19 protein-coding genes are annotated in these 22475 nt (G+C 40.9%); 7 read left to right on the forward strand and 12 right to left on the reverse strand.

Translation table 11 applies throughout. The features are described from left to right. Nucleotides 1-30: 30 nt before the first annotated feature. From dam to pilM, 8 genes are all read right to left on the reverse strand, one after another. Entirely contained in the window at nt 31-915 is an 885-nt protein-coding gene (gene dam, locus M1E96_RS00395) for an adenine-specific DNA-methyltransferase (RefSeq protein WP_140187129.1), read from the reverse strand. An 80-nt stretch (nt 916-995) separates the two neighbouring features. Continuing rightward, nucleotides 996-1907: an SPOR domain-containing protein gene (locus M1E96_RS00400; protein ID WP_272580631.1), complete on the reverse strand. Its 912-nt coding sequence runs from the start codon at nt 1905-1907 to the stop codon at nt 996-998. A gap of 318 nt (nt 1908-2225) precedes the next feature. Next, on the reverse strand, nt 2226-3314 hold the full coding sequence (aroB, locus tag M1E96_RS00405; RefSeq protein ID WP_272580630.1) for a 3-dehydroquinate synthase: 1089 nt from the start codon (nt 3312-3314) through the stop codon (nt 2226-2228). Nucleotides 3315-3346: 32 nt separating this feature from the next. After that, nucleotides 3347-3868 (reverse strand): shikimate kinase AroK, encoded by a 522-nt coding sequence (gene aroK / locus M1E96_RS00410; RefSeq protein WP_070927511.1) that lies wholly within the window; start codon nt 3866-3868, stop codon nt 3347-3349. Nucleotides 3869-4374: 506 nt separating this feature from the next. Further along, complete coding sequence (locus M1E96_RS00415; RefSeq protein WP_272580629.1) at nt 4375-5421, reverse strand: secretin N-terminal domain-containing protein; 1047 nt, start codon at nt 5419-5421, stop codon at nt 4375-4377. Continuing rightward, nucleotides 5411-5962, reverse strand: a complete 552-nt coding sequence (locus M1E96_RS00420) for a hypothetical protein (protein WP_337979694.1) — start codon at nt 5960-5962, stop codon at nt 5411-5413. The genes M1E96_RS00415 and M1E96_RS00420 overlap by 11 nt, the downstream gene beginning before the upstream one ends. Next, nucleotides 5952-6494: a PilN domain-containing protein gene (locus M1E96_RS00425; RefSeq protein ID WP_070927517.1), complete on the reverse strand. Its 543-nt coding sequence runs from the start codon at nt 6492-6494 to the stop codon at nt 5952-5954. The genes M1E96_RS00420 and M1E96_RS00425 overlap by 11 nt, the downstream gene beginning before the upstream one ends. After that, complete coding sequence (gene pilM / locus M1E96_RS00430; RefSeq protein ID WP_140182486.1) at nt 6481-7332, reverse strand: pilus assembly protein PilM; 852 nt, start codon at nt 7330-7332, stop codon at nt 6481-6483. Before pilM ends, M1E96_RS00425 begins: the two co-directional genes overlap by 14 nt. A gap of 116 nt (nt 7333-7448) precedes the next feature. On the opposite strand from pilM, the gene mrcA reads away from it, so the two are divergent. Continuing rightward, a complete protein-coding gene (gene mrcA / locus M1E96_RS00435) occupies nt 7449-9980 on the forward strand; it encodes a peptidoglycan glycosyltransferase/peptidoglycan DD-transpeptidase MrcA (protein WP_272580625.1) in 2532 nt (843 codons plus the stop codon). Nucleotides 9981-10067: 87 nt separating this feature from the next. On the opposite strand, the gene nudE is transcribed toward mrcA, so the two are convergent. Continuing rightward, the gene (gene nudE / locus M1E96_RS00440) at nt 10068-10619 is read right to left on the reverse strand and encodes an ADP compounds hydrolase NudE (protein ID WP_070927523.1); all 552 of its coding nucleotides are present in this window, start codon (nt 10617-10619) and stop codon (nt 10068-10070) included. Between the two features lie 499 nt (nt 10620-11118). Between nudE and M1E96_RS00445 the strand changes: the two genes are divergently transcribed. From M1E96_RS00445 to pckA, 4 genes are all read left to right on the forward strand, one after another. Then, the gene (locus tag M1E96_RS00445) at nt 11119-13212 is read left to right on the forward strand and encodes an IgaA/UmoB family intracellular growth attenuator (protein ID WP_369427324.1); all 2094 of its coding nucleotides are present in this window, start codon (nt 11119-11121) and stop codon (nt 13210-13212) included. Between the two features lie 50 nt (nt 13213-13262). Beyond that, nucleotides 13263-13673, forward strand: coding sequence for a ribosome-associated heat shock protein Hsp15 (gene hslR / locus M1E96_RS00450; RefSeq protein ID WP_070927527.1), 411 nt, complete (start codon nt 13263-13265; stop codon nt 13671-13673). Between the two features lie 25 nt (nt 13674-13698). Further along, on the forward strand, nt 13699-14571 hold the full coding sequence (hslO, locus tag M1E96_RS00455) for an Hsp33 family molecular chaperone HslO (protein ID WP_070927529.1): 873 nt from the start codon (nt 13699-13701) through the stop codon (nt 14569-14571). A gap of 204 nt (nt 14572-14775) precedes the next feature. After that, nucleotides 14776-16395 (forward strand): phosphoenolpyruvate carboxykinase (ATP), encoded by a 1620-nt coding sequence (gene pckA / locus M1E96_RS00460; RefSeq protein ID WP_070927531.1) that lies wholly within the window; start codon nt 14776-14778, stop codon nt 16393-16395. 63 nt (nt 16396-16458) lie between these two features. Here the strand turns inward: pckA and M1E96_RS00465 are convergent, their stop codons facing one another. Then, complete coding sequence (locus tag M1E96_RS00465) at nt 16459-17157, reverse strand: pirin family protein (protein ID WP_369097134.1); 699 nt, start codon at nt 17155-17157, stop codon at nt 16459-16461. A gap of 548 nt (nt 17158-17705) precedes the next feature. Continuing rightward, complete coding sequence (locus M1E96_RS00470; RefSeq protein ID WP_272580621.1) at nt 17706-18905, reverse strand: NAD(P)/FAD-dependent oxidoreductase; 1200 nt, start codon at nt 18903-18905, stop codon at nt 17706-17708. Between the two features lie 465 nt (nt 18906-19370). Between M1E96_RS00470 and pitA the strand changes: the two genes are divergently transcribed. Beyond that, a complete protein-coding gene (gene pitA / locus M1E96_RS00475) occupies nt 19371-20858 on the forward strand; it encodes an inorganic phosphate transporter PitA (protein ID WP_272580620.1) in 1488 nt (495 codons plus the stop codon). A 113-nt stretch (nt 20859-20971) separates the two neighbouring features. On the opposite strand, the gene uspB is transcribed toward pitA, so the two are convergent. Then, the gene (uspB, locus tag M1E96_RS00480) at nt 20972-21307 is read right to left on the reverse strand and encodes a universal stress protein UspB (protein WP_070927568.1); all 336 of its coding nucleotides are present in this window, start codon (nt 21305-21307) and stop codon (nt 20972-20974) included. A 708-nt stretch (nt 21308-22015) separates the two neighbouring features. Here uspB and uspA point away from each other — a divergent pair. Next, a complete protein-coding gene (uspA, locus tag M1E96_RS00485; RefSeq protein ID WP_070927539.1) occupies nt 22016-22450 on the forward strand; it encodes a universal stress protein UspA in 435 nt (144 codons plus the stop codon). The last annotated feature ends 25 nt before the right edge of the window (nt 22451-22475 follow it).

Below are 22475 nucleotides of genomic sequence, written 5' to 3' on the forward strand. Positions count from 1 at the left end.
GTCTCCGATTATTTAAATGTTACCTGAGAGTCATTTCACGCCGGGCGAGAAGTGCTTAGCAGTTGTTTTCACAATTTGTTTTGGCAGATTGAGGGTTGGCTCACCATTATACAACGCTAGCAGTTCATTTACTTTATTTCGGTTAAGTATATTCCGGCTGATAGTACGACGCACTTTGACTATGTGTAATTTAGCTTGATGATACCATTCACGAGTTGCGGGTGTGTCATGATTTGAAATCAGAACGGGAATTTTGCGATCTGAAGACAAATAGTGGGCTAACTGAGCTAAGTTTCTTTGTTCTTGTGCACTAAAAGCATTGGTATGATACGCAGTGAAGTTTGCCGTCTCGGAAAGTGGTGCATAAGGCGGGTCACAATAAATCACTGATCCTGATTCCGCAGATAAAAGAGTACTTTCATAATGTTGGGTGATAAAGGTTGCCTTTTGTGCTTTGTCTGCAAACCACAATAGTTCTTCTTCTGGGAAGTAAGGTTTTTTATAGCGGCCAAATGGCACGTTAAATTCACCGCGTGAGTTGTAGCGACATAGACCGTTGTAGCAATGGCGATTTAAATATAAAAATAATACGCTACGCTTGATAGGATCTATGGAACGATTAAATTCTTCACGTTTTAAGTAATACTGCTCAGCGGTATTAAATTCAGGCGTAAAGATCTCGCGCACCTCCCCAATAAATGAGTCTGTGCGATATTTTACAGTATTGTAGAGGTTGATTAGGTCACTGTTGATGTCAGCTAGGACGTAAGCGTCATAGCTGGTGTTTAGGAAAACAGAACCAGCTCCTACAAAGGGCTCGATCAGACAATCCCCTTGTGGAAGATGTTTTTTGATATCCTCCACTAGTGGGTATTTGCCGCCGGCCCATTTCAAAAAAGCGCGTGTTTTTTTCATGCCGTCTTATTGTTACAAACGTTTAGAGTAAAATTGAGTACTCTGTCAGGACAGCATAGTGCGCCCGCTATAAAACGTTATTATTTTTGATCCTGTTGAACTTGTTTCATATTTCTTACCCATGGCTTTTTCGCTTGGATATCAGCAGGTAAAGTGGAAATTGCACTTTTTGCTTCATTCACTGAGCGATAATTACCATGGATTAATACATACCAAGTTTTCCCATTGCGGATTGTTTTATAAACTTTATAGTTCGTCAGTTTATGTTGTTTAGCGAAAGCTTCTAATGTGTCAGAGCGGCTTGCACTGCTTAATTGTAATGTATAGTTCCCTGCTGGTGCAGACATTAAGTTACCACTTTGGCTATTGCCTGCGGTGGCGGTTTTCGCCGGCTGTTTTGGTTGTGCCGGTTGTTTGGTTTCAACAGGTTTTGTTGGAACTTTTTCTGGTTTTACTGGCGTTGTCTGTGGGTTTTGCACAGATGGCGTCTGAGTAATTGGCGGTGGAGCAATATTTTGTGTTTGCGTATTATTTGTTGAACCTTGGTTAATTGATTGGCCTTGGTTCAATGCATCTGCAACATCACCTGGGATTTCTATCCGTTCACCATAATTATTTTGCTGCTGTTGTGGTTCGCTCTGAGTTGGAGTTGGACTCACTGGCGGCATGTTGATTTCTTGGGTTTGACCTTGCTGTGAACTATTACTCAATGAGGAAGAACCTGACAGATCGATATTACGTCCACTTGAGTCAGAACTATCAATTTGCTGCTTTTCATGTTCAGTTGGTGCTTTTAAGGCTGAGCTAATGGCAATAATCAACAATAACAGTACCAATACACCGACACCAATCATAATGTGCTGGCGTGATAACGTCAGCTTAGGCTTTGCCGATGATGATTGTTGACGGCTACGACCTGTTGGTCGGTCGGATGTATCTGGCCGTAGATCATTTTGTGCTTGAGGCTGATTATCTGGTTTAAATTCGTCCATTTTGCCCTCCCAAAAATATATTGCTTTGTAATCGAGATAAATGTGTCTCTGTATTACGGCTGCTTACTAGCTAGTAGTGTATACCTGCAATCCTGCAAAGGATAGTTTTCGTCATCCCGTTTTTCATATGATATACGAAATAGCTAACACATAGTTAAAAGTCTAAGTGTTTGAGTTAGTGTTGTAACCTGAAACTTTAGATATATGGCATAATTTAACGACTTTAAGACATATCTGCCAGAAACATTTTAAAACCCTCGGTTTTAGAGACGTTATTCGCTGTTTCTGGCGGTAAATTATACAATCAGATTCAGATTTTCATGGTAAGCAGGAAGATATCGCATTCAATACAGTTTGCGACTCTATGTCTGAGCGCATTTCTGCATGACCGATAGCGGTAGGTAAGATCAAATGTAATTTGCCTCCCATGACTTTTTTATCTCTCATCATATGAGGTAAATAGTCATCGGCGGTCATTTGTTTTGGCCCTGTAACAGGTAAATCAGCACGTTCTAATAGGGCAATGATGCGCTGTGTTTGAGCTGAGGTAAAGGTACCAATACCTTCTGCGGTTTTAGCTGCCATAACCATACCCGCAGCGACGGCTTCACCATGTAACCAAACACCGTAACCCATATGTGCTTCAATAGCATGACCAAAGGTGTGGCCAAGGTTCAGTAGCGCTCTTAACCCACTGGTTTCTTTCTCATCAGCAGCGACGACTTGTGCTTTGAGTTCACAGCAACGACGGATACAGTAAGCCATTGCTTGGTTATCCAATGCCATGAGCGCATCAATATGGCTTTCTAACCAGCTAAAAAACTCACCATCAAGAATAATGCCGTATTTAATCACTTCGGCAAGACCTGATGATAGTTCACGTTTAGGCAGTGTTTTTAGGCAATCAAGGTCGATAATAACAGAGGCGGGTTGATAAAATGCCCCGATCATATTTTTGCCTAGTGGGTGGTTAACTGCGGTTTTACCACCAACAGAGGAATCTACTTGCGAAAGCAACGTGGTAGGAACTTGGATAAAGCGTACCCCACGCTGATAACTTGCCGCAGCAAATCCTGTTAGATCGCCGATAACCCCACCGCCTAAAGCAATAAGGGTCGTATCGCGACTATGACGTTTTTCCAGTAAGGCAGTGAACACATCATTCATAATAAACAATGATTTATATTGTTCACCATCAGGTAATATGATGGAATCTACTGAGACACCTAATGCTTCAAGTACTCGGGTAACTTTATCTAAATAGATAGGCGCGAGTGTTTCATTGGTCACCACCATCGCACGCTGACCTGACTTCAGTGGCCAAAATGCATCTGACTGGTTATAAAGACCTGAAGCAATAGTGATTGGATAACTACGTTCTTCCAAAGTAACAGTGACTTTTTCCATCTTGCTTTACCTTGTGCCATTACTGGGTTGAGTTAGTTTTTTTCTAACAGCTCAATGATTTGGCTAGCGACAACTTTGGCACTTTGCTCATCTGTATGGATTGTAATGTCAGCAATCTCTTCATACATAGGGTTGCGTTCAGATGCCAATTTCTCAAGAACCTCGCGAGCTGGCTCATCCACTTGTAATAATGGACGTTTTTTATCGCGTTGAGTACGAGATAATTGTTTCTCGATAGTGGTCTCAAGATACACAACAACACCACGAGCGGATAGGCGATTTCGGGTTTCTTTCGATTTTACTGAACCGCCACCCGTTGCCAATACGATGCCTTGTTTTTCGGTAAGCTCATTGATGATTTTTTCTTCGCGATCGCGAAAGCCTTCTTCGCCTTCTAGGTCAAAGACCCAGCCTACATCTGCGCCAGTGCGTTTTTCAATCTCGTGATCAGAGTCGAAAAACTCCATATTAAGCTGTTGAGCCAATTGACGACCAATAGTGCTTTTGCCGGCACCCATCGGTCCAACCAGAAAGATATTGCGTTTCTCTGCCATGTTTTTTGGTATTACTACGATTATTCGTTAATGATAACCCGCCCCGCCAATCAAATTAGCGACGGGACCTAAACTGAAACCTCATGAGTGATAAGTGAGATCAGATAAGAAAATTATCTCAATACATCAACCTGAATTGCAACTATATAAATGAGGCACTGAGCGAACAAAGTGCCTCATTTGGTGTTACTGGTTTCTATAATTATGCCGTCTATGTTGCCTAACGTTTTGTTCAACAATGAGTTTTAGCAGAATTACCCTGATGTCAAAGATGCAGAGTACCTGCTAATTTATAGAGCAAATTAATTGCGGCTATTTAATAAGCGGCTGATAGCTTGTTCTTTAATCTACCGATAGTTAGAACACTCAATGGATAACCTTGTATGCTAAAACGACGCCAGCGTCAAATTTATCCGGTAGGTTTATGACATAAAAAATAAATTTTAGGCTTCATATTCCTTTTATGTTTCTGTAATACATTGAAATATATTGGTTATTGTTTGGTGCTAAATATTGATCAGCTTAGGTGTAATAAAAACCATAAGAACCCTACGGTCAATATGTTTACCTGTATGTGTAAATAATCTACCTAGAAAAGGGATCTCAGAAAGAATAGGTAAACCTGATTCGGTGCTTTCTTGCTTTTGTTGGAAAATGCCTCCAAGTATCAAGGTTTCATTATTTCGAATGGTTACTGAAGTGACTATTTCTTGCTTGTTGATCGCTAAGTAGTGGTTATCACTTGCCGTAAGCGCCTTATCTGGTGAGTTATGGCTAATTTTCAGTAATAGCTCAATGTGGTCACTTCGTGAAATTGTGGGTGTTACCTCCATTCCTAATACCGCATCTTTAAATTGAACATGTGTTTTCTTTTCTGTGCTGGTTACATAAGGAATTTCAGTTCCTTGCTGAATACTGGCTGGGTGTTTATGAGATGCGACTAGTCGAGGGCTAGCAATAATTGACAGTAAGTTTTCTTTTTCTAATGCATTCAGTTTGAGTTCGAGTAAGCCTTCTCCGAGCCTGAGTAGATTAAAATTGAATTGCCCTGCCACAGAAACTGCGTCATAACGATTATAACGTTGATAACGACTATTATTTGGGCTTCCAGATAACATACCCCACTCTAACCCCAGTTCTTGAAGTGCTGTTCGGCTACTACTGATAATGTGTGCGGTTATCTGAACTTGCTGTTTAGGAATATCTAATTGTTTTAACCACTCACCGATAAGTTGTAATCGGTTTTTGGTTTCCTTAATCACTAAGCTGTTAGTTGCTAAATGGCTGGTGGCGCTGCCCTCTTTAGATAACAGCGCATTGCCTACTTGGTTTAATTGCTCAAGGGCATCTTTAGCGTTAATTGAGGTCAACGTAAAAATTTTTTCAGTAAATAGGTTTTCTGGAGGTGGTGTTACGGAAGGGGGCTGTTGGGATAAAACTTCATGATTAGTTTCTATTAACTGAGGAATAAATGGGTCGCGTAACGCCTGTGAACTAGCGTTAAATGAAATCGTTAAAATACCAATAACTACAAAAAATAATTTATTGCGCATTATTTTTATCATCCGTGATAAATGAAATAGTTAGAGTAGCTGCTAATTGGCCATTATGTGGTGTGAAACTGGCTCCGGAGAGCAACCCTATTTGATGAGTTGGTGGTGATATTAGAGCATGAATAAAACGATAAAGTTGAGGGTAATCCCCTTGAACTTCAATTGTATAACTTTTTTTCTGAGTTTCTGTATTTGTTGAGGGTTGTAATCGATTAAGAACAACATTTGTACGGGTAACGGTTTGCTGTAAATGAGTGATAAATTCACTTGGATCTCGCTGAGATGAATTCACCTTGTGTTTTAGTGCGACTATTTGCGAATTCAGTAGTTCAAGAGAGGGTAATTGTTGATGTGTGATTTGCATATATTGTGATTGAGCGTCGAGATCGTGTATCTCATGCTCTAGCTTGGCTAATTGAAGTGCAATTGGTTGCCAATAGAAATAAAAATAAGTGAATAAAATAAGTATCATAGCCACACTCGTAGGCAAGAGCCGTTGCCACAAAGGACGATACCAAAAGGCAGAAGTGTTACTGTTCATGCCCTTCCTCCGAGATGTTTGCACTGACATGTAAGTAATTCACTTGGCGTGTCTTACCCATTTTGATGAGTTGTGTTTGATGCAACAGAGGATTGTTTTCTATTTGATTTATTAATTGGCTTATATCTTGAAAATCATAGCTATATGCGGTGATGTTTAAATGTTTATTGGTAAGAACGACATGGGTTAGCCAACTCTTTGTTGGGGTAATTACGGATAATTGTTTAAGAATATCCAGTTGCCGTAAATTATTTTGTGAGTCTTCATCGAGCCTTTGTTGATGGCTAAGCCACAGCTCCAGCTGGGCTTGTTGCTGTTTAATCGTATCTATTTGTTGCTGATTAAGCATGAGTTGTTGTTCAAGTTGTGTTTTAGTGGTTTGCAGATATTGCTGCTGTGATTGTTGCTGGAAATAGCAATAGATCATCATCAGTAAGGCGCAGCTACTTTGCATGATCAGTATTATCAAACACTGCCATTTTCGGCGGGTAATTCGCTGATGCCGCCAAGGCAAAAAATTAACCTGATACATATTTATCGCCTTCATTGTCTTTTTGGCGTAGCGCTAAGCCAGCTGCAATTACATAGTCACCCAGTTGATGAGGGAGTTTAATAGAGTATCGCTGAAATGCTTGTAGTAGATTCCATGAATGTTTGGCTTGTGACTGATGGTCGTCGCCAATGTAATACACTGGGTGCGGTTGAGATGTATTGGTTTCAGTGAGAAGAGGGAGTAATTGATTGAGGGTGGTAATATCGCTATCTTGGATTTGATTGTAGTTTGCCGGTTGGCTTATTGGGCCCGACCATAACCATTCACCTTGCCGATAATGCACTAACCAGCTTTCATCGGGCAGCCCCGCTAAGCGGGCAAGATAACGTAAAACACATGGTGCAACATCAATTGCGGTTAGTATAAAACCACTATTTTGAAACAACTCTTGCCAAAACAAGATTTCAGAGCGGCGAACGCCATTTAAATAGGCGCTGCGGTTGATCACTCTATAATCAATTGTGAGTTCTTCTATGCTCAATGGAAACAATTTTTCTGCTTGGGCACGTAAATACCAACCCAATTCAGGCTGTTGTAATGTGAGTTGTTCAGGTAACGTTATTTGTTGTTTTATCGTTCTTAACGAGGGAAATGCGATAGAAACTTGACAATTTTTCGGTAATTTCCGACGCCATTGTACTAATATATCCAGTAGGATAGCGCGTTTTTTATTTTCAGATAGGTCGGAAATTTGGTTTGGAATAGGGTGTTGCCAACATTCACATAGATGCCAATGTTTACGGCTCCGCCGTGCTGCCACAAGCTGTATTGTTGTTTGGCAAAGGTCGATCCCAACATGCCAGAGTTGTGAATACATAGATAATATCCTTATTATTAACCGTTAAATTACGATTTCTATTGAGCTGTATAAGCTTTATACTACGCGCCATATATATCTAAACCCTCCTGTCTGTTGAGCATGGGAATTATCCGGTGAAGTTCGTAAAATATTTTTTCATTATTGTTATTTGTTGCATTTTTTTGGGAACAGCTTCGATTTTTGGCATGTACAAGTATGTCGAAGGTGAGCTGCCTGACGTTGCGACAATGAAAGACATCCGCTTACAAACGCCAATGCAGGTTTTCAGTGCAGATGGAGAGTTGATCGCACAGTATGGCGAAAAGCGCCGTATACCATTGCCATTAGCTGATATTCCACCCCTTATGATCAAGGCATTTATTGCCACTGAAGATAGCCGCTTTTATGAGCACCATGGTATTGACCCTATTGGTATTTTTCGTGCGGTCACGGTAATGGCGTCATCAGGGCATGCATCCCAAGGGGCGAGTACTATCACCCAGCAACTAGCAAGAAACTTCTATTTGAGTCCAGAAAAAACCTTGATGCGTAAAGCAAAAGAAGCGTTTCTTGCGGTGAGAATTGAGCAATTGTTTACCAAAGATGAGATTATGGAGTTGTATCTCAATAAGATCTATTTAGGTAACCGAGCTTACGGTGTAGGTGCTGCGGCTTATGTGTACTTTGGTAAAACGGTCAATGAGTTAACCCTCAGTGAAATCGCGATGATTGCTGGCTTACCAAAAGCCCCTTCAACATTTAACCCATTGTATTCTTATGAGCGTGCAGTTAACCGTCGTAATGTGGTGCTTGGGAGAATGTTAGAAGAAAAATACATCACTCAAGATCAATATGAGCAAGCGAAAAGTGAAAAAATTGAGGCGTCATATCATGCGCCAAAAATTGATTTTTCAGCGCCTTATTTAGCAGAAATGGCTCGTCAAACACTTTACGAACAACATGGTGAAGATGCTTATACCGATGGCTATAAGGTTTACACCACGGTTATTCGTAAAGACCAACTTGCTGCGACAGATGCAGTACGTAATAATTTGATCGATTATGATGTTCGCCACGGCTATCGTGGCCCTACAGAAGTGTTGTGGAGTGCGCCGGAAACGGCATGGACTAGCGAACAGATTATTGAAAAACTGAAAAAATCCCCTGTTTATGGCCCGCTGCTGCCCGCTGTTGTGCTTTCAGCTACGGACAGTGAAGCTACTGTTCAATTGGCGGATGGTTCAACGGAAAAAATTACGTTAGCGGGTGTCCGTTGGGCACGTAAATTTATCTCTGATACTCAGCAAGGCGCAACGCCAAATAAAGTAAATGCGGTTATCAAAGCTGGGGAGCAAATTTGGATCCGCAAGGTAAAAGACAGTTGGTGGTTAGGACAAGTACCTGATGTAAACGGTGCTTTCGTCGCATTGAATCCAAATAATGGCGCAATTATTGCGTTGGTAGGTGGTTTTGATTTCAACATGAGTGAGTTTAATCGAGTCACTCAATCGTTACGCCAAGTGGGTTCAAACATCAAACCATTCTTATACACAGCGGCGATGGATAAAGGGCTAACACTTTCTTCATTACTGAATGACGTGCCGATTAGCCGTTGGGATGCAGGGGCGGGTTCAGATTGGCGCCCTAAAAACTCACCACCTCGCTATGATGGGCCAATTCGCTTAAGGCAAGGTTTAGGCCAATCGAAGAACGTCGTGATGGTGCGTGCAATGCGCGCAATGGGAGTTGATTATGCCGCTGATTATTTAACGCGTTTTGGTTTCCCTGCTGAGAATATTAATCGCACAGAAGCTTTAGCCCTTGGTGCGCCTTCTTTCACACCAATGCAGATGGTAAGAGGGTATGCAGTAATGGTGAATGGTGGCTATCTTGTTGACCCTTTCTATATTCAAAAAATCGAAGATGTTGATGGTAAGGTATTGTTTGAAGCTCAGCCAAGAATTGCTTGCCCTGATTGTACTGATATTCCAGTTATTTACGGTAATACTGAGCGTACCATCGCGTTGAAAGGTGTTGATGATGAGTCGACGGAAGAAGTCACTCAATCAGATGATAATACGGTACAACAAGAGCCAACAATGGAAATGGCATCAGCCACGCCCGAAGAGGTAACAGCAGACGATAAGTATGCACCTCATGTGATCAGCACGCCATTGGCTTTCTTGATCCGAGATGCAATGATGACCAATATATACGGTGAGCCGGGTTGGTCAGGAACGGGCTGGCGTGCAGCGAGAGATTTGGGGGGGCGCCGTGATATTGGTGGTAAAACGGGAACCACTAACAGCTCAAAAGATGCATGGTTCTCAGGTTATGGCCCAGATGTTGTTGCATCAGCGTGGATCGGTTTTGATGATAATAGACGTTCGTTAGGCCGTACCGCCGCTAGCGGTGGTGAAGCAGGCGCTAAGAGTGCTCAACCTATGTGGGATGATTTTATGAAGTCTATCCTTGAGGGGGTGCCTGTAACGATGATGAAGCCACCTAAAGGGGTAATTTCAGTATCTATTGATAACCGCACAGGCAAACTAGGCAGCTCTCGTAAAGAGTACTTTATTGAGGGAACGGAGCCTAAAGAGCATGTAGTTCAAGAAGTGGGCACGACCATCTTTGAAGAGGGCGGTGGGAGCCAAGAACTGTTTTAATTCTCTCTTTGCAAGGGAGCATTATTGATATGAGTTAAATAGGAAAATCGTGATTGATTTTCCTATTTATTTTTAGAGGTAAAACATTTAAACGCGATGTTTTAAAAAGCGTTCAAGGTAAAATAGTGCACTGATATTACGTGCTTCATTAAAATCAGGGTGTTCAAGTAATTCCATCATACGAGCAATGGGCCATCTGACTTGTTGCAGCGGTTCTGGCTCATCACCTTCTAATTTCTCACTATAGAGATCATCTGCAATCAGAATATTCATTTTACTCGAAAAGTAAGAGGGCGACATAGTGAGTTTCGCTACCTGCTTGATTTGGTTGGCACCAAAGCCTATTTCTTCTTTTAGTTCACGTTGTGCTGCTTCTATTGGTGTTTCACCAGGGTCGATGGCACCTTTAGGGAACCCGAGTTCATAGTCTTCAATACCGACAGCATATTCACGAATGAGGATCACACTGTCATTGATGATCGGAACGATAAGAACGGCTTCCCGTTTCCCTGGGCGCATTCTTTCATAAATGCGTTTTTCACCGTTGCTAAACTCGAGGTTAACAGATTGAATACTGAATAGTTTTGAATGAGCAACGTCCTGAATACTCAGAATTTTTGGCTTTTTAAGCTCTGTCATAATGATCCCCGAATAGGGTAGATGAATAAAAAATAATAGAGACAAAAAAATGTCACTTTTTATACTGCAAGTTGTTATGGCTCACATCACTATGACCCATCTCAAAAAAAATTGATAGAGATTATAGGGCTAATAAAATTCAGTCGTTATACTTGCGAAGCTTCAAGTTGTGTGTTGAGTGTGGTAAATAGAGAGTGCGATACTCGAAATACGTGAGTAATCATTGCGTGGTTAGCGTATTAAAGGGCTGTGGCGTAAAGCAAACGAGTATCTGCATTTTCGATATTAAACCATGAGTGTTGAAACAACTTTGTAAACAGTTTTACATATTTTGGTGGCTTGAAAGCGTATAAAAATAGCACAGATTAATAAATAAATTTTTTCAATTACAACGTATTGTAAATTAAGATAAAAATTAGAAATAGAATAGGAATTGGCTTATTTAGGGGCAGCGTAGTGATTGCTATGCTTTTCTTGATATTATTTCATTGGGGCAAAGATGCTTAATTACGTCATTATAACGGCTATATTAATTATTAGCCTAACTATAATGGCTTCCTTTCTGTATTTCAGACGGGGGCGGAATTCTGGTGTCTATCAGATCCCTTCTCAGGCTGAGCCCTCTTTTCGAAAGATGATTGACTCCGACTACCAAACAATTTCACAATATCTGCGCTCTAATTTGTCTTCTTCCCTAAATGTTGAACAATCACGGTGGCAATTAAAAAAGAATCCAGTCATCGCAACGGTTTGTAATTCAGTCACGCGTTTTAATTTGCGCCAAGAAAAAACGGATAGCTGGCGTTATTTTATCGATACCCTTGAAGTTAAGCTTCCTTCACAGCTCGAACCTTATTTACAGCAACAAAACGTGATGGAGTTGGTTGATACAAATCATCTACCACTTATTATTTCTTTGAATGGTTTTTCATTGAAGGATTTTAATGATGAATGGTCTGGGGATGAAGTCAGTGAAAGAACGGCACCGGAAGCTGCGATTCATGAACGTGGCGAGCCAAATGTACAGGTTTTACGTGTGCGCCAAGAAACCGTCGAAGAGCATCGCTTAAATCATTCATCAAGCTGGGTTGGCACGCTTTTTATTTGCTTGAGTTTTTTATTAGGGTACTTAGCGTTATTAGCGCTTCCTTTCTTGCAGTCATGGGGTTTTATTGGTGCGTTTATTTGTTTAATTATTGGGTTATTGGCTTTATTCCGCGTTCGTGTATTTCCCCAGTCCTTACAAGATGTGCAATGTGTATTTGGGCAGCCTAAACGGTGGGAATTGTATGGCGAATTGGATAAAAGGCAATCATCAACAGTTTCTATCGGTGGTACCGATCTTTATTACCCCCCTCATTGGGAGCCGTATATTCAGCGTGAATTGAATAAAGCGACCAATATAGACATGTACTCATCAGGGCATGTTTTGCGTTATGGGCAGTTTCTCTCATTACATGAAGAGGAACGTTATTACCCGTATCGCCGATATAAAAAAAACCTTGTAATACTCGCAACAGGGTTATTAGTTTTGATTTTAATGTTTTCTTATCAATCAATGAGTTTACCTATTAAATTAGGGGTTGCGTGGCTAGACGGTGCTGAAACCGTAAAAGTCACCAATGTCACTGAATTGGAAACACATCAATTAAAAATCGGCGATAGCTTAATGGCCAAAGGCGTTGGAATGTGCTATCGGCCACCTAATTTCTCTGATTCAAATCAAGCACAATTTGCGCCTTTTGATTGCTCAGGTATTTATTGGAACAATATGAGCTTGTCTCCTGATCCGGAATCGGTGATTGTAGAGCGTGCGACAAATTTATTAAATGCAGTACAAAGTCAATTACATCCTGAAAAAAGCGGTGTTGGCGTTAACCCTCGATTGCAACGCGATATCATGAAGTCAGGCATGAATATTATTTTTGATTTCTCTGAGATCATATTGAAAACCAATGAATTATGCTACGAAGAAAAGGCCTGTCCAAAATTAAAAAATGCGTTAATTAATTTAGGTAGTACCGATGATTGGGACGCATTGGTTGCGAAGGCCTCTACAGGTAAATTGAGTGGTGCGCATGTTTTATTACGCGCAGGAAGTGCAGAGGCCTTGGAAAAGCTCGTTGAAGCCACCACATATGAATTTATCAAAGGCGAAGTTGAAAAAGAGGCCGCTAAATTGAATAGTCCTCCTCCTGGGGGGGTGTTATTCATTAGTGATGAAAATAAAGCATTAGTAGATTCTATCGTAGGGAGCGTCTTTAATGATTTGACTCCCTTACAACGTTGGTTGGAGCTGAAACGAATAGCTGGCTTGCTGGTGAATACTCCATTCGATGTTGAAGGTATTGTTACCCAATTATCCACTGATGCAAACGGCACATTGCACATTACGCTTCATAGTAAGCCAAGTGACGCAGTAATGTCTCAATATGTCAGTAATTCCTTATTTGCACTTTTTCTTGCTATCGTTGTGATACTGAATGGTACTTTAGTTGTATCTCGTGTCATAAACAATAAAAGGCGCTTGCGTAATATTCAACAGTATTACGATAAGTGCTTCGAGGCAGGCAATCCCTCCAATCAAAGTTAATTTTCGAATGGTGGCAGCCTCATTTTGATGATTTACAGTGAGGTAACATCATGAAACAAACATCAACAGAACCGGTTCGCCTTGATAAATGGCTATGGGCAGCGCGCTTTTATAAAACTCGTTCGATTGCTCGCGATATGATTGATGGTGGAAAAGTTCATTATAACGGGCAAAGAACCAAACCCGGTAAGATAGTTGAGCTAAATGCACTGATTAGGCTGAGGCAAGGAAATGATGAACGTACTGTCGAAGTATTGGAGATAAGTAGCCAGCGCCGAGGCGCTCCTGATGCACAGTTACTGTATCGTGAAACCCAAGAAAGCCTAGAGCAGCGCGACAAAGTCGCACAAGCACGGAAGATGAATGCATTAACTATGCCTCATCCGGAACGGCGACCTGATAAAAAAGAGCGTCGAACCCTGCTAAAATTTAAACAAACGAATTCCCATGGCTCCTCCTAAGGAGCCAACGTAATAGAGAGACATTATGGCTAAACAAGACTTACTCCATCGCTTCCTGTTTGAACAGCACGCTGTGCGTGGAGAAATGATTACTGTCGACGATACTTTTCAACAGATCTTAGATAATCACGATTACCCTGAAGCTGTGAAAGGGCTATTGGGTGAATTGCTAGTGGCAACCAGTTTGCTGACGGCGACATTAAAATTTGATGGTGATATTACTGTGCAAATTCAAGGTGATGGACCTGTGAATTTAGCGGTTATCAATGGTAATAATTTACAGCAAATGCGAGGTGTTGCTCGGATCAATGGTCCAGTCGTAGCAGGCAGCTCATTGAAACAAATGGTTGGTAATGGCTATATGGTCATTACCATCACACCAACTCAAGGTGAGCGTTATCAAGGGATCGTAGCGATTGAGGGTGAAACCATTGAAGAGTGTATTGACGCTTATTTTATGCAGTCAGAGCAGTTACCAACTCGTCTATTCATTCGTGTAGGCGAAGAAAATGGAAAAGCGATTGCTGGTGGCATGTTATTACAAGTTTTACCTGCGGCAGATGAAACGAGTCATGAATTTTTCGATCACTTAGTACAATTGACAGCCACAATTAAAGGTAAAGAGCTGAGTGAGCTTGATGTGAAAGAAGTTTTGCATCGTTTATATCATGAAGAAGACGTGACCTTATATGATCCTCAAGCGGTAGAGTTCCGTTGTACTTGCTCACGTGAACGTTGCGAAAGTACGTTACTCACTTTATCAGAAGAAGATGTTGCCGATATATTGCAAAAAGATGGAAAAATTGATATGGAGTGTGAATATTGTGGCGCGCACTACATATTTATTGAATCTGATATTCAAGGGTTAAAAAAGGAACTAAATCAGCAACTTCACTGATACGATTTAGCAACCTAATTATGTGATCAGGGTGCAATTTTGCACCCTTTTTATATATTTTTAAAGGCTTATTACGTGCTCTAAGTCTCATAATGAATTAAAAAAAATTATACATTTTCAATTCTTTGATAGCTATCGCTGTTAATTAGTCGTAAAGAATTATGATCATCTGTAGATTAATTATGATTACCTGGAGCAATAATAATGAGCGCTAAAAGTATGACCCCGAAGGATCTCGAGCAGTATGGCATTCATGATGTAGCAGAAGTTGTTTATAACCCTAGTTATGAGCTGCTATTCAAGGAAGAAACCAAACCTGAATTAGAAGGTTATGAGCGTGGTACCGTGACAACATTAGGTGCCGTTGCTGTTGATACTGGTATTTTTACCGGTCGTTCACCAAAAGATAAATATATCGTACGTGATGATGTCACTCGCGATACTGTCTGGTGGGCTGATCAGGGTAAAGGCAAAAATGATAACAAACCGATGACTCAAAAAGTTTGGAGTGAGTTAAAGCATTTAGTCACAGAACAGTTGTCAGGCAAACGTTTATTTATCATTGATGCATTCTGTGGTGCAAACGCAGATACTCGCCTGAAAGTACGCTTTATCACGGAAGTGGCGTGGCAGGCTCATTTCGTTAAAAACATGTTTATTCGTCCAACTGATGCAGAATTGGTCGGCTTTGAACCAGACTTCATTGTGATGAACGGAGCGAAATGCACTAACCCAAATTGGAAAGAGCAAGGTTTGAACTCAGAAAACTTTGTCGCTTTCAACTTAACTGAACGTATGCAGTTAATTGGTGGTTCATGGTACGGCGGTGAAATGAAGAAAGGTATGTTCTCTATGATGAACTACCTGCTGCCATTAAAAGGCATCGCATCTATGCACTGTTCGGCTAACGTGGGCGAGCAAGGCGATGTTGCCATTTTCTTCGGCCTATCAGGTACAGGTAAAACGACTCTATCGACAGATCCAAAACGTAAGCTAATTGGTGATGATGAGCACGGTTGGGATGACGATGGCGTGTTTAACTTTGAAGGTGGCTGCTATGCGAAAACGATCCACCTTTCTAAAGAAGCTGAGCCAGACATCTATGGCGCTATCAAGCGCGATGCGTTGTTAGAAAACGTCACCGTATTGGCTGATGGTAGTGTTGATTTTGATGATGGTTCAAAAACAGAAAATACACGAGTTTCTTACCCTATCTATCATATCGACAATATTGTTAAACCTGTGTCTAAAGCTGGCCATGCAACAAAAGTGATTTTCTTAACTGCTGATGCATTTGGCGTATTGCCTCCAGTTTCTCGCTTGACGCCAGAGCAAACCCAATATCACTTCCTATCTGGTTTTACTGCGAAATTAGCAGGTACTGAGCGCGGTGTTACAGAGCCAACACCAACGTTCTCTGCTTGCTTTGGGGCTGCATTCCTTTCATTGCACCCAACACAGTATGCAGAAGTATTAGTGAAGCGTATGGAAGCGGCTGGCGCTAAAGCTTATTTAGTTAACACAGGTTGGAACGGTACTGGTAAACGTATTTCAATCAAAGATACGCGTGCAATCATCGATTCGATCTTAAGTGGTGACATCGAGAAAGCGGATACTATTGAATTACCGATCTTTGATTTGGAAGTACCGACAGCGCTGCCGGGGGTTGATACTAATATTCTTGACCCACGCAATACTTATGCAGATAAATCACAATGGGATGAGAAAGCGAAAGATTTGGCTGATCGTTTCGTGAAAAACTTTGATAAGTATACAGACACTCCAGCGGGTGAGGCTCTGGTTAAAGCCGGTCCTAAGCTGTAATTAGCGGTGAGTTTTAAAACGCGGAGGCCCTCAATAGAGGGCCTTTTTGATATGGATGGAACATTAATCAGCGGCAGGTAAATCGAACAGTAAGATTTCACTACCTTCGCTTGCTTTGATCGTCAATTGGTTCTCTTGCCAAATCGCTAAGCCATCGCTGGTGGTTGCGGTTTGACCATTGACTTCAACTGCACCTTTGACGACTTGGATCCAAACAACACGCTTATCAGCAATTGCATAAGTGTGCGTTTCATCTTTCGGCAATGCCCAGCGCCATAGTGTCATATCTTGATAGACTTTTAATGAGCCTTCTCTTGCGTCTGGCGATAGAACTAATTGCTTACCACCTACGGAATCAAAACGTTTTTGTGCGTAGCGAGGCTTGATACCTGTTTTTTCAGGTAAAATCCAGATTTGATATAAGTGTAAACGGTTTTTATCATCAGGGTTATATTCTGAGTGACGTATACCCGTACCTGCGCTCATGATTTGGAATTCACCGGCAGGTATTTGCTCCATATTACCCATACTATCTTTATGTTCTACGGTGCCTTCAAGAACATAAGTTAAAATTTCCATATCTTTATGGGGGTGGGTACCAAAGCCTTGACCCGCATCAATAAAGTCTTCATTGATGACACGTAGTGCTGAGAAGCCCATAAATTGTTCATCATAGTAATTAGCAAACGAAAAAGTATGCCAGCTATCTAGCCAGCCATGATTAGCATGGCCGCGGTCATTTGCTTTACGTAAATAGATCATTGTGTCATCTCCTTAAAAGCCTACCCAACTCAGTGTGGGTCAGCTCTAAACTTGTTGGTAATAGTTTAGCTAATTTGACTAAAGAGAGAAGTAGATAGGATTGACCATAGGATCCAAAAAATTTGAATAAAAAAGAAGACAAAAAAATAGCCAGCGCAAGGCTGGCTAAACTAAACACTGGAAGCAATGTGAGCAATGTCGTACTGCCAAAACAGTAGCTGAGTAAGCTATGTCGTGGGAGTGATTTGATGATAATAGTTATCACTATCGTTTGTAAAGTGTTTTTTTTAATCAAAAAGATATAATTTATAATAAAAATCGCAATTATATGATTTCTATAAAAATTAAAAATATCCATTATTTTTCAATGGATTAAATTTTTTCCACTAAAACGAGATTTTTGAACAATACATATTAATAGTAGGGCTATTATTCGTTAACATGTAGAGATTACATTAAAATAATTTATATTTTTTGTGGTTATTGTTATTGATAAGGTAAAGCTCACAATGGCTGCTTAGATAACAGCCGGACATCGTTAGCGTTTTTTAATTGGCCTTAAAAGGGAGATTTTCTGCACATGCAGACGCAGAGCTCCATGCCCACTGGAAGTTATATCCCCCGAGCCAGCCGGTCACATCGACCACTTCACCAATAAAATACAGCCCTTTGCTTTTTAACGACTCCATCGTTTTGGACGAGATCTCGCGTGTATCAACACCTCCTAATGTGACTTCCGCTGTACGATAGCCTTCAGTGCCATTTGGTTGCACTTGCCATTGATGGAGTGTGTTATGCAGAGCTTCAACCTGTGGGTGATTGAGTTGTTTGAGTGTGCACTCAGGGATTTGCCCTAGCTCTTGTAGTATTTCAATTAGGCGCTTAGGTAATAGTTTAGTCAGTGTGGTTTTGAGTGATTGGTTGGGGTGAGATTGGCGCTCTTCGGACAAATATTCAGTCAGAGACGTTTCAGGAAGTAAGTTAATACTCACAAACTCACCAGGGTTCCAATAGTTGGAGATTTGCAAAATGGCGGGTCCAGATAGGCCACGGTGGGTAAACAGAATGTTTTCTTTAAACAACGTTCCATCTGCGGCTGTGACCGTTGCTGCGACAGACACACCGGATAGAACTTGCAGGTGGTCTAACAAAGGCTTATGGAGTGTAAAAGGCACTAGAGCGGCACGAGTCGGCAAAATATGGTGGCCAAACTGCTCCGCAAGTCGATAGCCAAAAGGTGTTGCTCCAAGGCCCGGCATCGATAATCCTCCGGTTGCAACCACAAGTGAGTGTGTACTTACTTCATTTCCATTTGAAGTGATAACAAAGCGGTTATCTATTTTTTCTACACGGGTTACTTCACTGCGTAATTTAATCGTGATATTTGGCAAATCACATTCTGCTTCTAACATATCCACAATATCTTGAGCGCTATTATCGCAAAACAGCTGACCTAATGTTTTTTCATGATAGGGAATGTTGTATTTGTTGACTAAGGCAATGAAATCCCACTGTGTGTAGCGAGCAAGTGCTGACTTACAAAAATGTGGGTTTGCGGAAAGGTAATTGCTGTGATCAGCATAGATATTGGTAAAATTACAGCGTCCTCCCCCTGACATAAGAATTTTTCTGCCGAGTTTTTTGCCGTTATCCAAGACAAGCGTATTTAGTCCGCGTTTTCCTGCTAGTGAGGCACAAAATAGTCCCGCAGCACCTGCACCAAGAATAATAACGTCATAATTTTTCACAATAAAAATTCTCTATATATATTTGATTCTAAAATACTAATCATGATGGGAGTATCTATTTTACGTTATATTTCAATCATTGTAATGTCACGGGCAATGAAAAGTCTTGAATACAATATTATAATTAGGTTTTGCTGAACTTTTGAGCTGGTTTTTTGCTGTTCGGTTAAAGGCTTTATGCGATTAATTAGCTTAGAATGATTGTCGAAAAAAGTGGGCAGCTTCCGAGAAATTCGCCAAAAAAGATGAATTAACTCAGATTTGAGTGAAATTCTGATAAAAAAGTTTCGAAAAATCAGAATAAAAACAAATCATGTAATATATTGATAAATATAGGATAATAATCATGTTGTACTTTTTTGATTGGTAGTTAAATCAAAAAAAGGTTAGATTTCGCTTCCACCGCTAGCGTTTGTCACTGATAATGCGCCGCGTTCATGACCAACATAAAATGGCTTAACGTCTATGCTACATCTTTTTACAGGTTTAGAATTTTACACTGGCTTATTGTTAGTTCTGGCACTGTTATTTGTGCTGTTCTATGAAGCTATAAATGGCTTTCATGATACCGCGAATGCGGTAGCTACGGTTATCTATACTCGTGCAATGCGGGCGCAGTTTGCGGTCGTGATGGCGGGTGTGTTTAACTTCTTTGGTGTTCTGCTGGGAGGGTTGAGCGTTGCTTACGCAATTGTTCACCTACTACCAACAGATCTTTTGCTTAATGTGAGCTCAGCTCACGGCCTTGCAATGGTGTTCTCACTATTGTTAGCTGCAATCATTTGGAACTTGGGAACTTGGTATTTTGGTATCCCTGCATCAAGTTCTCATACCTTGATCGGGGCGATTATCGGTGTTGGTTTAACTAACGCAATAGTCACAGATTCATCCATCGTTGATGCGTTGAACATACCTAAAATGATCAGCATTTTCATGTCTCTTATCCTTTCTCCTGCTATTGGTTTTGTGATTGCTGGGTTGATGATTTTTATTCTACGCCGCTATTGGAGTGGAACTAAAAAACGTCGTCGCATCCACTTAACGCCAGCAGAGCGGGAGAAAAAAGATGGTAAGCGCAAGCCACCATTCTGGACTCGTACTGCGTTGATCCTTTCCGCTGTTGGCGTAAGTTTCTCCCATGGTGCGAATGATGGCCAGAAAGGTATTGGTCTTATCATGCTTGTGTTAATAGGTGTTGCTCCTGCGGGCTTCGTCGTCAATATGAACTCTAGCGGTTATGATATCGCTAGAACACATGATGCCGTTGTCCACTTACAACAATACTATGAGACACATAAACCGGCTCTAAACCACGCGATTGAAAATACCCCAGCTATTGTCGATGAAGATGAACTCAGTAAAGAATTCCATTGCGATAGTTCACGTACGTCAATTGTTCTGGCTCAAGCGCAAAAAATGCTAAATGGCATTCAAAACTATGATGAACTGACGCCTGACCAACGTAACCATATGCGCCGTTTATTGATGTGTATCTCTGATACCGCGAATGCGGTAGCGAAGTTGCCTGAAACGAGCTCACAAGATGCCAGTTTGCTGAAAAAGCTGAGTAATGACCTGTTGTACACGGTTGAGTATGCGCCGTTATGGATCATTATTGCGGTGGCATTAGCACTGTCTATCGGAACCATGTTTGGTTGGAAGCGAGTTGCTGTCACTATCGGTGAGAAAATTGGTAAGAAAGGCATGACCTATGCACAAGGGGTTTCTGCACAGGTAACGGCAGCGGTATCAATCGGTGTGGCAAGTTATACTGGTATGCCAGTTTCCACGACTCAAGTCTTGTCATCTGCGGTGGCAGGTACCATGGTTGTTGATGGCGGTGGTGTACAGAGCAAAACAATTAAGAGCATCGCGCTAGCGTGGCTACTGACTCTGCCTGTCTCGATTATCCTTTCGGGTGGTTTGTACTGGATTGCATTGATGGTGATTTAGTCGTTCTTACTGAAAAGACTAATAAAATCAATAATAGTGATGAGCTGAATAAGTTCATCACTATTTTTTTGTCTTAACAAGAATGTCGATGAAAAGTGGCTTCTACCACTTCATTAAGCGGTAACAAGTAAGTAAATTAAGCTAACGGCAACAAGTAAACTTAGTTGGCTAATTTGCACAAATTGTTTACGGATCCTTTCACAGCGCGCTATGACCTCTGGATCAAAATGGTCTAGATATTGTTTATTGTTAATGTAACGTACAAGTTTTAGTTGTTTATTCAATTGCCCATGAGTAGTAAAAAAACCATTACCATCAACAGATTGGTAAAGTAGTGGGTCGGTATCCCGTAGGATATAGAGTAAAACGCGGATCGAAGAAAAATAGCGTATCATATTAATGATACATAGAATGCATAAGGCCCAGAACAAGGCAATCATACTGAACATACTCACCTCCTCAGATATCAGCCAGCGCTGTTGTAACAAAGGAAATAAAGCAAACACAGTGACAATCAAGCTCATTATTCATTGTAGGATAATACGCTGCCTAAAAAAAGTGCAAAAGGAAGCATTTTTAAACGATTTTTGTTTGTATTGGTGTGGATTGGAACGTGATATTGGGTGAAAAGGTGTAATAAAAGGACAATTTGCTAGCACTTCGGGTGTACTGGTTATACTTCAAGTTGTAGGGGCCTCTTTTAAGGTATGATAGCCCATTAATCACAGTGTTATCGATGTTCTTAGCTGCACTTCGAATTATTCAAAGCATTGATTGCGAAATATCACACATCATTCTCGTTTATATATTAATATTAAGTAGATGATGTTATTGTTTTATAAAATGTTATGCGGCTAAAGATTGACGTGGCTAATCTGCACAGATGTGATCGACGTGACAATTGGTATCACGATATGCAGGTATATTAACTATACTCGTTGTATTTGAAGTTGCAGTGTTTTGCGTTGAGGTATGTTGGCTACGCTCATTTGTGCCAGTCACATCGTTTTCTATGCACTTAGCGGCGCTTTCACTGTCGCCTAGCTGCATCTCGAATTCGAATTATTTAGAGCTTATAAGATATGTGGTGAGTTAAGAGGCTAACAGAATAGGCTCTTAACTTATCATAAAATCAGCATTCGGAAGGAGTTTACTTTATGGCATACAAACATATTCTCGTAGCGGTAGATTTATCACCTGAAAGTAAGGTGTTACTGGATAAAGCGGTTTCTATGGCGAAACCTTACGGGGCTAAAGTATCCATGATCCATGTTGATGTGAACTACTCAGATCTCTACACCGGTCTTATCGATGTGAATTTGGGCGACATGCAACAACGTATCACGGATGAAACGCGTAATTCGCTAAAGGATCTTTCTGCTGGTGCAGGTTATGAGATCCAAGAAACACTGAGTGGTAGTGGTGATTTAGGCCAAGTTCTAGTCGATGCAATTAAAAAGTATGACATGGACTTAGTGGTTTGTGGTCATCACCAAGACTTCTGGAGCAAATTGATGTCATCAGCGCGTCAGTTGATTAATACTGTTCATGTTGATATGTTGATTGTTCCGCTGAATGACGATGAAGAATAATCGATTCAGTTAGAATTGAAACATT

Origin of the sequence: Providencia sp. PROV236, from assembly GCF_033676985.1 — a bacterium.
GTDB lineage: Bacteria > Pseudomonadota > Gammaproteobacteria > Enterobacterales > Enterobacteriaceae > Providencia > Providencia manganoxydans.